The organism is Halomonas sp. 11-S5 (assembly GCF_029889825.1).
Lineage (GTDB): Bacteria > Pseudomonadota > Gammaproteobacteria > Pseudomonadales > Halomonadaceae > Halomonas.
On the sequence record NZ_JARANW010000012.1, the window covers coordinates 23,620 to 37,179 of the forward strand.

The following is a 13,560-nucleotide window of genomic DNA, read 5'->3' on the forward strand; positions in this document are numbered from 1 at the left end:
GGGTGAGTGATGAAGAGTGAGGGGACTCAGTATGCCAGCCAGATCCGGTGCTTGGCCCCCTTGCCGGGGCGATGGGCACGCACCGTGATCTCCTCGACCAGCATCCCGACTCGCCGCAACCGCTCGCTGAACGCCGGGTCCTGACCGGCCGACCAGACCGCCAGAACACCCTCGGGTCGCAGCGCCTGCTGGGCCGCGGCAAGCCCGCGAGGCGAGTAGAGCCAGTCATTCTCTCGGCGCGTCAGCCCCTCGGGACCATTGTCCACATCGAGCATGATGGCGTCGAAGCCATCGGGGTCGTGGCGCAACAATTCGCCGACGTCGCCCAGGCTGATTCGGGTACGGGGATCGTCGAGGGGACGACCGGCGGCATCACCCAGCGGCCCCCGGTTCCAGTCCACCACCCCCGGCACCAGCTCGGCGACGACGACCTCGGCGTCCTCACCCAACGCCTTCAGCGCCGCGGCCAGGGTAAAGCCCATGCCCAGCCCGCCGACCAGCACACGAACCCCGGAGCGATCGGCGAGTCGCTTGCAGGCCAGTTCGGCCAGGGCATCCTCCGAGCCGTGCAGGCGAGTGTTCATCAGCTCTCCGGCCTTGCCGGCGATGCGGATCGAAAACTCGTCATTACGCTGCAGCAACCGCAGCTCGCCGCCCTGCCCGGGAATGCTCGCCGTGCCGATCTCCTCGAATTTGGCCATGATTTCTCGCTGTCGTGTCGGGGTGTGACGGGGCGCGCATTATGCGGTGGTCGGCGGCGACATGCCATCCGGCAGCGTCCATGGCTGCCATGACGCGGCAACCGGAACGCTGGCCGGCATCACTCCAGCCTGTGCGCCAGCGCCATCAGGTAGAGAGCGAGCGCCAGGGCTGGGAATCCGGATCCATGGTTCTCTCCGCGTGTGTTCAGGACCATCGAGTGGGGCATCACCGGGAACGGGGTTTGACGGAGCGAGGCCGGATACGCCTATGATGGCGCAAGCACTCTCGCACGGCAGCCCCAATGACATCACCGCCCGTTCGCTACCGACGCCTGATCCTCACCCTGCTGCCGCGCATTCTGCACTTCCTGTGGCGCGTGCTGTGCGCGTTCCTGCGCAACCGCGGCATCCTGCTGGCCGGTGGCGTGGGTTATAACATCCTGCTCTCCATCGTGCCGCTGTTCGCCCTGATGGTGGTGCTGTTGGCCGGCGTGGTCGACCAGCAGCACCTGCTCGAGGTACTCACCATCCAGGCACGCCACCTGGCGCCCGCCCATGCCGAGGTCCTGCTCGATGCGGTGCGCACCCTCCTCGACTCCCGGGACGTGATCGGCATCCTGGGCTTTCCCGTGCTGCTGCTGTTCAGCTCCTTCGCCTTTCGCATGCTCGAGGACGCCCTGGCGATCATCTTCCACGCCCCGGATACGCACCATCGCCGGCGCAGTGCCTGGGTCTCGGTGCTGCTGCCCTATGCCTTCATGCTGGTCCTGGGGGCGGGCCTGCTCGCCCTGACCCTGCTGGTCAGCCTGGTCAGCACGATGAATGCCCTGTGGGTGGCCCTCTTCGAGCGCAATCTACCACTGGCGGGCCTCTCCGAGCCGATGCTCAACCTGACCAGCTTCCTCGGCGTCTTCCTGCTGTTCAGCGCCATCTACAAGTTCCTGCCAGTGGTAACGATCGCCCTGCGTCGCGCCGTGGTGGGTGGCTTCGTCGCCGCCCTGCTATGGGAGGGCGTGCGCCTGCTGCTGGTCTTCTACTTTGCCAATATCTCGCTGGTCAACGCGGTCTACGGCTCCCTGGCCACCCTGGTGGTGGTGCTGCTGAGCCTGGAGGTGGGCGCCATCATCCTGCTGCTCGGGGCTCAGGTGATCGCCGAGCTGGAGCGCAATGCCCGCCTCGGCCTGGCCTGGCACGTCGACCCCCTCCGCCAGGCCGTGACCCACGTCGACTAGCTATGCAAGCCCAGCGGGCCATTCACGCTCAGAAGGTGGAGAGCCACCCGCCGTCAGAACGTTGAAAGCCCCGTCGCCTCCATGACGCGATAACGCAGCCGTTGCCAGGCCGTGGTGTCGTCGTGAGCCTCGAAGGGCTCGCTGGTGATGTGCTGCGGGGTCGACTGCCAACGGCGCTCGAAGAAGGCCGCGGCGTCTCGCAGGGCCGGGGTCTCGGCGGGCCCGGTCAGGCGCACGCTGGTCTCCAGGTTGAGGTCGTCCAGATTGCGCCGTGTGAAGTTCGCCGAGCCGAGGATCATCTCCGCCTCGGCGCCGGCCTCGGCGGGACGGCGCAGCAGCAGCTTGCTGTGGCACTGCTCGCCCCGGCTGGCACACCAGCGCACCGGGATGCCGGCCTCATGGAGTTCGCGGGCCACGGGTCGGTTGGGGATCCCGCCCTTCTCCAGCCCGAAGGCATCGCGGTTGGGATCGAGCAGCACACGAAGGGCCACCCCGCGAGCGTTGGCCGCCACCAGCGCGGCGATCACCTCCCGATGGGCCAGGTAGAAGACGGCGATGTCCAGCCGATCCCCCTCGCCGCTGGCCGCGATGGCCGCCAGCAGGGCATCGCGGATCGCACCCTCGTTCAGCACCTGAAGCCTGGCCCGCCCGGGAGGCTCCACCGCGACGTCGGGCGGCGCCGGTCCGGCCAGGCTCACCCCCGACCAGCCCGCCACCGGGCGTTCGGAGGCCAGCAGGTCCAGCGCCGCCGTCCCCTCGAAACGCAACGCCACGTTGCCGTGCAGGCTGCTGGCGTCGTGGGGGTTGGCGGAGGTGACCAGGCCCGCCCAGCCATCGCCACGGTCTACTACCAGGGTCTTGCGATGGTTGGCATTGAAGTTGAGCAAGGCCAGGTAGCTGCGCAGCGGCACGCGCCCCGACCCCAGGGCATTGGGCAGCCAGCCGCCATCGCTGCCGTTGCCGAGCCAGCGCGGGCCCAGATGCCAGCCCCCGGACCAGAGCGGGTTGGAGGCCCGCAGTCGATTCAGGTCGGTGATCACCACCCGCACGCCGGCATCTCGCAGGGCCTGAAGATGGTCGAGCTCCAGTCCCCCGTAGAGGGTGTTGAGCGGATCGGTGATCACCACCGCCTCCAGGCCGGGGTGACGCCGCTTCTGCTCGATCAGGGCATCGCTGACCTCCGCCGATAGCGGGCGGAATGCCTGGCCATCGGCGGCCCCGGCGAAGGCGTTGAAGAGGAACATGTCGAGCACCACCAGGCGCCGGGCCCGGCCGATCAGCGTCAGCACCTCGTCGAAGATCTGCCGCCGGGTGTGGCGCTCCCCCGAGGGGCTATACCAGGTCTCGTCGGCGAGAAAGCGCACCTCGGCGGCGGCGCGTGCCGGGAAGGCCCGGGACACGCCCTCGGGCAACGGCTTGTAGCGCTGCCAGGCGGCCATGCCGGCCCAAGCCATCAGCAACGCCATCAGGATCCATGGCCACATTCGCCGCCTCCCCTGCCCCAGCTTGTGTATACCGTGCATGGCGTCCTCAGTCGGCCGTGCCACCCCATCGGGCGACGTTAACGGCCAGCATAGCGACAGGCCTTGCAAAAAGCAGTGCACCCGGCCGAGGCCGGGTGCACCTTGTGCTGGCTCAGGGCAGCTCAGGCCTGGCGGCGCAGCCGATGGCGCCGCAGGATCAGGCGCACCAGTCCCGCCAGGGAGGCCACGCCCAGGGTCACGATCCCGAGCACGACCAGCATCGACGGGCTGCCGGTATGGGCATGCACCGAGGGGGCACCGTGTCCGGTGTGCGCCAGGGCCATAGTGGTCGGCAGCATGACAGCTGCCGAGAGTCCGGCACGGATGGTTGACGAAAATCGAGCGTTCATGAGGCGGGCTCCTTGGTCAGGCGAAGGATGGATGAGGTCAGGCGGTGGCAGACGCTGTCAGTCGCTCGGGCGGCCGGCGCTCCGGCAACATGCCCCGATCGAGAATGAAGCGGATGATCTCCTCCCGCCCGACACCGTCGTAGAGGTTGGTGAACACGAAGGGACGCTCGCCGCGCATCGTCTTCGCGTCACGCGCCATGACGTCGAGCGAGGCGTGCACCTGCTCGGCGATATCGATCTTGTTGATGATCAGCAGGTCCGACTTGGTGATGCCGGGCCCACCCTTGCGCGGGATCTTGTCGCCGGCGGAGACGTCGATCACATAGAGGGTCAGGTCGGACAGTTCGGGGCTGAAGGTAGCGGAGAGGTTGTCGCCGCCGGACTCCACCAGCACCAGCTCCAGGCCCGGATGGCGTGCCTGGAGATCGTCGATGGCCGCCAGGTTCATCGAGGCATCCTCGCGGATGGCGGTATGCGGGCAGCCCCCCGTCTCCACCCCCAGGATGCGATCCGCCGGCAGGGCCTCGTGCTTGAGCAGGAAGTCCGCGTCTTCGCGGGTGTAGATGTCGTTGGTCACCACGGCGATATCGTAGTGGTCGCGCAGCGCCCGGCAGAGCTGCTTGAGCAGGGCCGTCTTGCCGGAGCCCACCGGGCCGCCGACGCCGATACGCAGGCAATGTGTCATGTCGTTCTCCTAACTCCGGAACAGTCGTGAGTATTGGGTCTCGTGCAGCGCACTGGCCAGGGCCAGCCCGGGCAGTACCGGGCCGAGTGCGTCATCCTCGAGTGCCAGGGCCTGGTCCACGGCGGCCACCAGTGCGGGGCGAAGTCGTTCCACCAGGCGCTGGGCCGCGGTATGGCCCAGCGGCAGCGCCTTGCAGGCGACGGCCAGCTGGTTCTCCAGCCAGGCCCAGGCAAACCCCAGCAGCGCCTGGCGTCTGGGTACGCCGCGGGCATGGGCCGTCCAGGCGAAGACGGTCACGTAGCCGGCGCCCGCCGGCAGGGCCGGCGACTCTCCCGAAGGGCCAGGGGGGAGCAGCCCCAGGCTGCCCAGCAAGCGCGCCAGAGACGCACCCAGCCGAGTGTCTTCGGCGGCGAGCTCGGCGGTCTCGCGGTTGGCGGCAAGCCAGCCGTCCCACTCGACCAGCGTCGCATCATCGCCGTCCGCCCAGGCCGCCATCAAGCGGGCCAGTGCCGGCAGCTCGCAACGGGTCAGGCCATCCTCCAGCACGCCGTGGAGCCACTCGCCAAGCATGGCCTCGTCGGTCACCCAGCCCAGCTCGAAGGCGCTCTCCAGCCCCTGGGAGAAGGCGAAGGCGCCGATGGGCAATGCCGGGCTGACCAGCTGCAGCAGGCCCAGCAGCGCCAGGTCATCGCCCTGCCCCGCCGTCTCGTCGGTCTCAATGTGCATGCTCTTGCTCACGATCAGGCTCATGGTGGTGATCATGGGAATGACCATGGCCGCTGTGGCTGTAGGCCCCCGACTCCGGGTCGAAGGGCGCCTGGTGATGGGCCAGGCGAGCCCCCAGCCGTTCGGCGAGCTCCTCCAGCACATGGTCCGGCGGGAAGCGCACGAAGCCGCCCTCCTCGTCCTCGCCCAGCGCCAGCTGCACGTGACGGTTGCCCAGGTGGTAGGCCAGACGCGCCAGGGGCAGCCCAGCGGCAATCCGCGCGGTGACCACCGGCTCGACGGCCGCCCGGACACGCACCACCTCGCCGTTCTCGGCGCGCAATCCCTCGCCGTCGCGTAGCACCGGGCCGCGGTCGAGGAAGAGGCCTAGCTGACAACCCGCATCGCTGACCGCCTTGAGGCGACCCAGCACGCGCTGATCGAAGGGCAGGGTCAGGGTGTCATCCGCCTGGCTCGCCGTGATGGGCCCCAGGCGTTCGGTCAATTTCAACATGTCGAGCTCCTAGAAGAGGTGATAGCGCTGCGCCAACGGCAGCTCGGTGGCCGGCTCGCAGGTCAGCAACTCGCCGTCGGCATGTACCTCGTAGGTCTGGGGGTCGACGCGGAGCTCGGGGCAGGCCGCGTTGAGCTTCATGTCGCCCTTCCTGACCTGCCTGACATCGCGGCAGGCGCTGAGCGTGCTGCGCAGCCCGAGCCGCTCCCCGACCCCCGCCTCCAGCGCTGCCCGGCTGACGAAGGTCAACCGAGTCTGGCTAGCCGCCCGGCCGCAGGCGCCGAACATGGGGCGGTAATGGACCGGCTGGGGCGTGGGAATCGAGGCGTTGGGGTCACCCATGGGCGCGGCGGCGATCATGCCCCCCTTGAGGATCAGCGCCGGCTTGGTGCCGAAGAAGGCCGGCTTCCAGAGCACCAGGTCGGCCAGCTTGCCGACCTCGACGGACCCCACCTCATGGCTGATCCCGTGGGTGATGGCCGGGTTGATGGTGTACTTGGCGATGTAGCGCCGGGCCCGGACGTTGTCGGCCCCCAGGGCCGCGTCCTCGGGCAGCAGGCCGCGTTGCACCTTCATCTTGTGGGCGGTCTGCCAGGTGCGGCACACCACCTCGCCGACACGGCCCATGGCCTGGGAGTCGGAGGCGATCATCGAGATCACGCCCATGTCGTGGAGGATATCCTCGGCGGCGATGGTCTCGCGGCGGATGCGCGAGTCGGCGAAGGCCACGTCCTCGGGAATCCTCGGGTCGAGGTGGTGACAGACCATCAGCATGTCGAGGTGTTCATCGATGGTGTTAACGGTATAAGGCCGCGTCGGATTGGTCGAAGAGGGCAGCACGTACGCCTTCGAGCAGGCCGTGATGATATCCGGCGCATGACCACCCCCGGCGCCCTCGGTGTGGTAGGTGTGGATGCAGCGCTCCTTGAAGGCCGCCAGGGTATCTTCGACGAATCCCGACTCGTTCAGCGTATCGGTGTGAATGGCCACCTGGACGTCGTAGGCGTCTGCAACGGAGAGGCAGTTATCGATGGAGGCCGGGGTGGTGCCCCAGTCCTCGTGCAGCTTGAGCCCCATGGCCCCGGCCTCGAGCTGGGCCTGGAGCGCCTCGGGCAGGCTGGCATTGCCCTTGCCGAGCAGGCCGATGTTCATGGGCATGTCGTCGACGGCCTGGAGCATCTTGCCCAGGTGCCACGCCCCGGGGGTGCAGGTAGTGGCATTGGAGCCTGTCGCGGGGCCGGTACCGCCGCCCAGCATGGTGGTGATGCCACTCATCAGCGCCTCCTCCACCTGCTGGGGACAGATGAAGTGGATATGGGCATCGATACCGCCGGCGGTGAGGATCTTGCCCTCCCCAGCGATGATCTCGGTGCCGGGGCCGATGACGATCGCCACGTCGGGCTGAGTGTCGGGGTTGCCGGCCTTGCCGATGGCGGCAATGCGTCCTGCCTTGAGACCGACATCGGCCTTGACGACCCCCCACCAGTCGAGGATCAGGGCATTGGTGATCACGGTATCCATGACCGCCTCGTCATGGCGCTGGCTCTGCCCCATGCCATCACGAATCACCTTGCCACCACCGAACTTCACCTCGTCGCCGTAGTGGGTGGCGTCGCGCTCCACCGCGATCCACAGCTCGGTGTCGGCCAGGCGCACCCGGTCGCCCACGGTGGGGCCATACATGTCGGCATAGGCCTGACGACTGATCTTCATGACGGCTCTCCCTGATCCGAGTCACCGGGTTGCGGGGATCGCGCGCCTTGCGCGGCCTCGGGCGCATTAGCAGGCGGCGCGGGTGACAGCGCGCCCATGACGGCGCCGCGAAAGCCGTAGATATGGCGGCGACCGACATAGGGGATCAGCGTCACCTCGCGCATCTGGCCGGGCTCGAAACGGATCGCCGTGCCGGCGGCCACGTCGAGACGATAGCCGAGCGTCCTGTCACGATCGAAGGTCAGGGCGGGATTGGCCTCGGCGAAATGGTAGTGAGAGCCAATCTGGATGGGACGATCGCCGGTGTTGGCGACCTCGACGCTGATCCGCTCGCGCCCTTCGCAGAGCGCGATATCGCCGTCCTTCAACTGATATTTACCGGGAATCATCGCGCACTCCTCACACTATGGGCTCGTGGACGGTCACCAGCTTGGTGCCATCGGGAAAGGTCGCTTCCACCTGCACTTCGTCGACCATCTCGGCCACGCCCTCCATGACGTCATCGCGTGTCAGGATCTCGCGGCCGTAGCCCATCAGCTCGGCGACACTGCGCCCGTCACGGGCGCCCTCCAGGATCTCGAAGCTGATCAGCGCCACCGCCTCGGGATAATTGAGCTTCAGCCCGCGCGCGCGGCGCCGTTCGGCCAGCTGGGCCGCCGAGAAGAGCAGCAGCTTGTCCTTGTCTCTGGGGGTCAGTTCCATGGCGGTTGCTCCCTGATCATGTCGTTTGTGTTCGAGTTTGGGGCAGACGCTGGGGCTCGAGGGAGTATCGCCTGATGCGAGCACGGTGACGCGCCCTTGGGGTCTGACCCCGCTGCTGCCAATCACGCCAATCCTCTGATATCACTGAGTCATCAATGACCTGGGGGTCAGACCCCAAGGGCTACTACCGACCCGCTAGCGGGCTCGGCCTCCTACGTCAGCCAGATGCGCGGCGTGTGGGCCTCGCGATCGATCAGTAATGGCCGCAGGATTTCCCAGGCGTGGCGACACAGGTCCCAGGCCTCGTTGCGCTCCTGGCCCAGGTAGCGCAGCAGCAGCACCCCGTGGCGCACCGTGACCGCGTACCTCGAGGGCGCCACGGGCAGGCCTTCACGCAGGGCGTCGATGGCCTCGTGCTCATCCTCGAGTCCCACCGCCCAGAACGTGGCCTGGACGCTGGCGCCGCCCTGCCCCCAGGGCCCAACGAAACGCGGGTGGGCCGGATCCAGCGGCTGTCGCTCCAGCCAGAGCGGCCGGCCATCGAGGGTCAGGCGGAAGCGCTGCTCGATGCGCCCCGTCGTGAAGGGCAAGGCACTCGCCGGGCGTCCCAGGGACATCACCTCCCAGCCCAGGCAACGAGCGCTACCCTCGAGCTCGATGGCCGTGGACTGCTCTCCCCGTGAGCCATCGAAGGCCAGGGTCTCCTGTGGCAACCACTCGAGAATGCCGCCATCGGCCACCCCGAGTCGGGTCTTCTGGCTCCAGGCCACCCCATGGCTGTCGGCCTTGTAGAGCTTATTGGCGGCCGGGGTGGTCAGCAGCACATGGGCATTCGCCCCGACCCCGGCGGTGATCGACAGGGCATCGCCGCTGACCAGACCACCGGGCGGGTGCAGCAGATAGACATGGCAGGCACCGGGGCGGCCTTCGGGGTAGAAGGGACGCTGGACGCGCAGCGGGCCCAGATGACGGGATCGCGTCATGCGGGTCACCCCGTCGCGGGCGGCAAAGCCGAGCTCGAGGGAAGCCGCCCAGCGTCGCCCAGCATCGAAGCGATGGCCGGAGAGCCCGGGGATCGTCGTCTCGAAGGCCGTCATACCGTCAGGTGCTCCTTGATCAGTTCATCGGTAAGGGCATCGATGTCATCGTTGGCCACCGGCCGACCACGATCCATGATCACGAAGCGGTCGGCATACTGGCGGGCGAAGGGCAGCTTCTGCTCCACCAGCAGCACGCTGAGGCCATCCTCCTGGATCAACCGGCGAATGACGGCGCCGATCTGGGCCACGATATTGGGCTGGATGCCCTCGCCCGGTTCGTCGAGGATCAGCAGGCGCGGTTCGAGCACCAGGGCGCGGCCGATGGCCAGCTGCTGCTGCTGGCCCCCCGAGAGGTCACCGCCGCGACGATGCTTCATTTCCTCGAGGACGGGAAAGAGCTCATAGACACGCGACGGAATGCGCTTGAGCCCATCCGTTCTCGCGGCCAGACCGGTGCGCAGGTTCTCCTCCACGGTGAGCAGCGGAAAGATCTGGCGGCCCTGGGGTACGTAGCCGATCCCCAGCCGCGAGCGCTCCTCCACCGGGCGCCGGGTCAGCTCGATGCCATCGTCATAACGGATGCTGCCCGAGGCGAGTGCCACCTCGCCCATGATGGCCTTCATCAGGGTGGTCTTGCCCACCCCGTTGCGGCCCATCACGCAGGTGCACTCGGCGGCGGGCACCTCGAGATCCAGATCCCAGAGGGTGTGGCTCTCGCCGTAGAACTGGTTGAGCGCGTCGATGGTCAGCATCAGGCGGCCTCCTCGTCGGGGTCGGCCCCCAGGTAGACCTCGACCACCTTCGGATCCCGTGAGACCTGGTCCATGCTGCCCTCGGCCAGCACGCTGCCCTGATGCAGCACCGTCACCGTGCGGGCGATGGAGCGCACGAAGCCCATGTCGTGCTCCACCACCACCACGGACTGCTTGCCCTTGCCGGCCAGGCCGGTCAGCAACTCGGCAGTCCGCTCCATCTCCTGCTCGGTCATGCCGGCCACCGGCTCATCCACCAGCAACAGCCGCGGACGCTGCATCAGCAGCATGCCGATCTCCAGCCACTGCTTCTGGCCATGGGAGAGGATGCCCGCCGGCCCCTGGCGCAGCTCGGTGAGACCGATGGTCGCCAGCACCTCCTCGATGCGATCACGGACCTCGCCGGTCATGCGGGCGGTGAGCGTAGGCAGGATGCGCTTGTCGGCCGCCATGGCCAGCTCCAGATTCTCGAACACCGTCAGCGCCTCGAAGACCGTGGGTTTCTGGAACTTGCGCCCGATGCCGAGGCTGGCGATCTCGGGCTCATTCATGGCCAGCAGGTCGTGGCGGCTGCCGAACCAGACCGAGCCGCTATCGGGGCGCGTCTTGCCGGTGATGATGTCCATCATGGTGGTCTTGCCCGCGCCATTGGGGCCGATGATGCAGCGCAGCTCACCGTCGTCGATGGTCAGGTTCAGGTCATTGATGGCCTTGAAACCGTCGAAGCTGACGCTGACGTCTTCTAGATAGAGGATCGGGCCGTGGCGAACATCCACCGGCGAGGTGGCGGGGACCAGGAAGTCGAAGACGCGATCACGATCGGCCAGGGAATGCAGGAAGTTCATGCAGAGGCCTCCCGAGCAATGGTGGATGGGTCAGCGGGCTGGCGCTGGAGGCGCCGAGGTTTCAGGCGATAGGCGAGCAGGCCGGCGATCCCCTTGGGCAGCAGCACCGTGACCAGCACGAAGAGCCCACCCAGGGCAAACAGCCAGGCATCCGGCATCACCCCGGTGAACACCGTCTTGGCGTAGTTGACGAGAATGGCACCTAGGACCGCCCCGTAGAGGGTGGCCCGTCCGCCCAGGGCGACCCACAGCACGATCTCGATCGAGAAGATCGGCGAGAACTCGCTGGGATTGATGATGCCCACCTGAGGCACATAGAGCGCGCCAGCCACCCCGGCGAGCATCGCCGAGACCACGAAGATGAACAGCTGAAAGCGCTCGACCCGGTAGCCGAGAAAGCGCGTGCGCGCCTCGGCGTCGCGGGTGGCCACGCTGACGCGCCCCAGCTTGCTGGCGACGATGGCCCGGCACAGCACATAGCCCAGCCCCAGTGCGATGCCGGTGGCGAGAAACAGCCCCAGCCGAGTGGCATCACTGCGCAGGTCGAAGCCCAGCAGCTCCCTGAAGTCGGTCAGGCCGTTGTTGCCGCCGAAGCCCATCTCGTTGCGGAAAAAGGCCAGCATCAGCGCAAAGGTCAGCGCCTGGGTGATGATCGACAGGTACACGCCGGTGACCCGCGAGCGGAACGCCAGGAAACCGAACACCAGGGCCAGCAGCCCAGGCGCCAGCAGCACCATCAGGAAGGCGAACCATGCCATGTCGAAACCCAGCCAGTACCAGGGCAGCGACTCCCAGTCGAGGAACACCATGAAATCCGGCAGCAGCGGATCGCCATAGGTCCCGCGGTCGCCGATCTGGCGCATCAGGTACATCCCCATGGCATAGCCCCCCAGGGCGAAGAAGGCGCCGTGCCCCAGGCTCAGGATGCCCAGATACCCCCATACCAGGTCCACGGCCACCGCCAGCAGGGCGTAGCTCAGGTACTTGCCGAGCAGCGTCACGGTATAGGTCGAGACATGCAGCGGGTGTCCGGCCGGCAGCGCCAGGTTGAGCAGCGTCACCGTGGCCAGGGCGGCCAGCAGGATGCCCAGGAAGAGCTGCGTTGCAGGTTCACGAAAGGGTCTTGCCAGCCAAAATGTGGACGAATGCATGAATCAGCCCTCCGCCGCCCGGCCCTTCTGCGGAAAGAGTCCGCGGGGGCGCTTCTGGATGAACAGGATGATGAACACGAGCACCAGGATCTTGGCCAGCACGGCGCCCGCCCAAGGCTCGAGGACCTGGTTGATCACGCCCAGCGACAGCCCGGCCACCAGGGTGCCCCACAGGTTCCCGACGCCGCCGAAGACCACCACCATGAAGGAGTCGATGATGTAGTTCTGGCCCAGGTTGGGCCCCACGTTGGTGAGCTGGGAGAGCGCCACGCCGGCGAGCCCCGCCACGCCGGAGCCCAGGGCGAAGGTCATGATGTCCACGCGGGTCGCCCGGATGCCCATGGCGCGTGCCATGGCGCGGTTCTGGGTCACCGCCCGCACCTCGAGTCCCAGGCGCGTTCGCCGCATCACCAGCATCAGGGCGGCGAACACCACCAGCGCAAAGCCCAGCACGTAGAGGCGGTTGAGGGTCAGCGAGAGCCCCTCGTTGATCATGATCGAGCCACTCATCCACTCCGGGGTGACCACGGTGCGATTGAGCGGCGAGATCACGGTGCGCACCAGCTGCTGGAGGATCAGGCTGACACCGAAGGTGGCCAGCAGGGTCTCCAGCGGCCGTCCCTTGAGGAACTGGATCACGCCGCGCTCGATGGCGATGCCGGCCAGCGCCGCCACCAGGAAGCCGGCGGGAATCGACAGCACCATCGCCAGGCCGGACTGGCCGGGCAGCAGCTGCTGCATGGCCCAGGTGGTGTAGGCGCCGAGCATGATCAACTCGCCATGGGCCATGTTGATCACGCCCATGACGCCGAAGGTGATGGCCAGCCCGATGGCCGCCAGCACCAGCACCGAGCCCAGCGAGAGGCCGAAGTAGAGCGTCTCGAGGCCGCGGTTGAGCTTCATCTTCTGCTCGATGTCGGCCAGGGCCGAGGTCGCGGCGGCGGCGAGCTCGGGATCCTCGCTGCGCGCGGCGGTGTTCAGGGCGGCCCTGACCCGATTGTTGAGGCTGCCCTGCAGGGCAGCCACGGCCTCGACACTGCCCTGCTCGAGGCGATGGATGGCCAGCCCCTGCTCCAGCAGTCGGCGCACCTCGGCATCCTCCTCGGCGTCGATCACCACCGCCAGTGGCTCGGCCAGGCTGGCATCGACGTCGCCGAGCAGTTTTCGTGCCGCCTCGCGGCGCTCCCGGACGTCAGTAACGTGCAGATCGAGCACCGCCAGGGCACTCTGCAGCTGGCCGCGCAGGGCGTTGTTGATGCCGAGTCGGTCGAGCTCGCGGCGCGACATCTCGCCGGCATCCTCGAAGCTCAGGGCATCGACCACCGGCCAATTGCGGCCGCGGTTCTCGAGAACAATGACGACCTGACCGCTATCCTTGTGGCGCTGCAGCTTGCCGTCGAGCAGCGCCTCGAGCCAGCGGCGGCTGCGCTCGTCGCCGCTTTCGATGATGGCCTCGATGGCCTCGGCCTTGTCGGCATAGGAGGCAGTATCGAGGGACTCGAGGAGCGGCTGGCCGTCATCATCCTGCGCATTGGCCGCCAGCGGCAGACAGGCCAGCAGGCACAGGACCAGCATCCGCCCGAGACAGGGGGGGATCTTCATGAGAATTTCCTGAGAAGGTTCGTCGAGTGGCGTGTCATGGAGTCG

14 protein-coding genes and 1 pseudogene are annotated in these 13,560 nt (G+C 67.5%); 1 reads left to right on the forward strand and 14 read right to left on the reverse strand.

Annotation, left to right across the window (positions count from 1 at the left end; genetic code table 11):
* Positions 1-26: 26 nt before the first annotated feature.
* Positions 27-701, reverse strand: coding sequence for a hypothetical protein (locus tag OP497_RS10145; RefSeq protein ID WP_280548099.1), 675 nt, complete (start codon positions 699-701; stop codon positions 27-29).
* Positions 702-1,003: 302 nt separating this feature from the next.
* On the opposite strand from OP497_RS10145, the gene OP497_RS10150 reads away from it, so the two are divergent.
* Positions 1,004-1,933 carry a YihY/virulence factor BrkB family protein gene (locus tag OP497_RS10150; protein WP_280548100.1) on the forward strand — a complete coding sequence of 310 codons (930 nt, stop codon included), beginning with the start codon at positions 1,004-1,006 and terminating at the stop codon, positions 1,931-1,933.
* Positions 1,934-1,986: 53 nt separating this feature from the next.
* Here OP497_RS10150 and OP497_RS10155 read toward each other — a convergent pair whose 3' ends face one another.
* From OP497_RS10155 to urtB, 13 genes and pseudogenes are all read right to left on the reverse strand, one after another.
* The gene (locus OP497_RS10155; RefSeq protein ID WP_280548101.1) at positions 1,987-3,417 is read right to left on the reverse strand and encodes a phospholipase D-like domain-containing protein; all 1,431 of its coding nucleotides are present in this window, start codon (positions 3,415-3,417) and stop codon (positions 1,987-1,989) included.
* A 161-nt stretch (positions 3,418-3,578) separates the two neighbouring features.
* Positions 3,579-3,755 (reverse strand): hypothetical protein, encoded by a 177-nt coding sequence (locus tag OP497_RS10160; RefSeq protein WP_280548102.1) that lies wholly within the window; start codon positions 3,753-3,755, stop codon positions 3,579-3,581.
* An 88-nt stretch (positions 3,756-3,843) separates the two neighbouring features.
* On the reverse strand, positions 3,844-4,491 hold the full coding sequence (gene ureG, locus OP497_RS10165) for an urease accessory protein UreG (RefSeq protein WP_280548103.1): 648 nt from the start codon (positions 4,489-4,491) through the stop codon (positions 3,844-3,846).
* A 9-nt stretch (positions 4,492-4,500) separates the two neighbouring features.
* A complete protein-coding gene (locus OP497_RS10170) occupies positions 4,501-5,217 on the reverse strand; it encodes an urease accessory UreF family protein (protein WP_280548156.1) in 717 nt (238 codons plus the stop codon).
* On the reverse strand, positions 5,207-5,710 hold the full coding sequence (gene ureE / locus OP497_RS10175) for an urease accessory protein UreE (RefSeq protein ID WP_280548104.1): 504 nt from the start codon (positions 5,708-5,710) through the stop codon (positions 5,207-5,209). Before ureE ends, OP497_RS10170 begins: the two co-directional genes overlap by 11 nt.
* A gap of 9 nt (positions 5,711-5,719) precedes the next feature.
* A complete protein-coding gene (ureC, locus tag OP497_RS10180; protein ID WP_280548105.1) occupies positions 5,720-7,423 on the reverse strand; it encodes an urease subunit alpha in 1,704 nt (567 codons plus the stop codon).
* 86 nt (positions 7,424-7,509) lie between these two features.
* A pseudogene (locus tag OP497_RS10185) lies at positions 7,510-7,812 on the reverse strand (urease subunit beta); the annotation flags it as partial.
* A gap of 10 nt (positions 7,813-7,822) precedes the next feature.
* Positions 7,823-8,125, reverse strand: a complete 303-nt coding sequence (locus OP497_RS10190; RefSeq protein ID WP_280548108.1) for an urease subunit gamma — start codon at positions 8,123-8,125, stop codon at positions 7,823-7,825.
* Positions 8,126-8,337: 212 nt separating this feature from the next.
* On the reverse strand, positions 8,338-9,222 hold the full coding sequence (locus OP497_RS10195) for an urease accessory protein UreD (protein WP_280548109.1): 885 nt from the start codon (positions 9,220-9,222) through the stop codon (positions 8,338-8,340).
* The gene (gene urtE, locus OP497_RS10200) at positions 9,219-9,917 is read right to left on the reverse strand and encodes an urea ABC transporter ATP-binding subunit UrtE (protein WP_280548110.1); all 699 of its coding nucleotides are present in this window, start codon (positions 9,915-9,917) and stop codon (positions 9,219-9,221) included. The genes OP497_RS10195 and urtE overlap by 4 nt, the downstream gene beginning before the upstream one ends.
* Complete coding sequence (urtD, locus tag OP497_RS10205) at positions 9,917-10,762, reverse strand: urea ABC transporter ATP-binding protein UrtD (protein WP_280548111.1); 846 nt, start codon at positions 10,760-10,762, stop codon at positions 9,917-9,919. Before urtD ends, urtE begins: the two co-directional genes overlap by 1 nt.
* The gene (gene urtC / locus OP497_RS10210; protein WP_280548112.1) at positions 10,759-11,913 is read right to left on the reverse strand and encodes an urea ABC transporter permease subunit UrtC; all 1,155 of its coding nucleotides are present in this window, start codon (positions 11,911-11,913) and stop codon (positions 10,759-10,761) included. Before urtC ends, urtD begins: the two co-directional genes overlap by 4 nt.
* 3 nt (positions 11,914-11,916) lie before the next feature.
* Positions 11,917-13,515 (reverse strand): urea ABC transporter permease subunit UrtB, encoded by a 1,599-nt coding sequence (gene urtB / locus OP497_RS10215; protein ID WP_280548113.1) that lies wholly within the window; start codon positions 13,513-13,515, stop codon positions 11,917-11,919.
* Positions 13,516-13,560 lie beyond the last annotated feature (45 nt).

What these genes read in the sequence shown, in the direction of transcription:
- OP497_RS10155 (WP_280548101.1), bottom strand. Translation starts at nt 3,417, where the DNA reads ATGTGGCCATGGATCCTGATGGCGTTGCTGATGGCTTGGGCCGGCATG.
- urtC (WP_280548112.1), bottom strand. Translation starts at nt 11,913, where the DNA reads ATGCATTCGTCCACATTTTGGCTGGCAAGACCCTTTCGTGAACCTGCA.
- ureC (WP_280548105.1), bottom strand. Translation starts at nt 7,423, where the DNA reads ATGAAGATCAGTCGTCAGGCCTATGCCGACATGTATGGCCCCACCGTG.
- OP497_RS10170 (WP_280548156.1), bottom strand. Translation starts at nt 5,217, where the DNA reads ATGCACATTGAGACCGACGAGACGGCGGGGCAGGGCGATGACCTGGCG.
- urtD (WP_280548111.1), bottom strand. Translation starts at nt 10,762, where the DNA reads ATGAACTTCCTGCATTCCCTGGCCGATCGTGATCGCGTCTTCGACTTC.
- OP497_RS10195 (WP_280548109.1), bottom strand. Translation starts at nt 9,222, where the DNA reads ATGACGGCCTTCGAGACGACGATCCCCGGGCTCTCCGGCCATCGCTTC.
- OP497_RS10145 (WP_280548099.1), bottom strand. Translation starts at nt 701, where the DNA reads ATGGCCAAATTCGAGGAGATCGGCACGGCGAGCATTCCCGGGCAGGGC.
- urtB (WP_280548113.1), bottom strand. Translation starts at nt 13,515, where the DNA reads ATGAAGATCCCCCCCTGTCTCGGGCGGATGCTGGTCCTGTGCCTGCTG.
- urtE (WP_280548110.1), bottom strand. Translation starts at nt 9,917, where the DNA reads ATGCTGACCATCGACGCGCTCAACCAGTTCTACGGCGAGAGCCACACC.
- OP497_RS10150 (WP_280548100.1), top strand. Translation starts at nt 1,004, where the DNA reads ATGACATCACCGCCCGTTCGCTACCGACGCCTGATCCTCACCCTGCTG.
- OP497_RS10160 (WP_280548102.1), bottom strand. Translation starts at nt 3,755, where the DNA reads ATGCTGCCGACCACTATGGCCCTGGCGCACACCGGACACGGTGCCCCC.
- ureE (WP_280548104.1), bottom strand. Translation starts at nt 5,710, where the DNA reads ATGTTGAAATTGACCGAACGCCTGGGGCCCATCACGGCGAGCCAGGCG.
- ureG (WP_280548103.1), bottom strand. Translation starts at nt 4,491, where the DNA reads ATGACACATTGCCTGCGTATCGGCGTCGGCGGCCCGGTGGGCTCCGGC.
- OP497_RS10190 (WP_280548108.1), bottom strand. Translation starts at nt 8,125, where the DNA reads ATGGAACTGACCCCCAGAGACAAGGACAAGCTGCTGCTCTTCTCGGCG.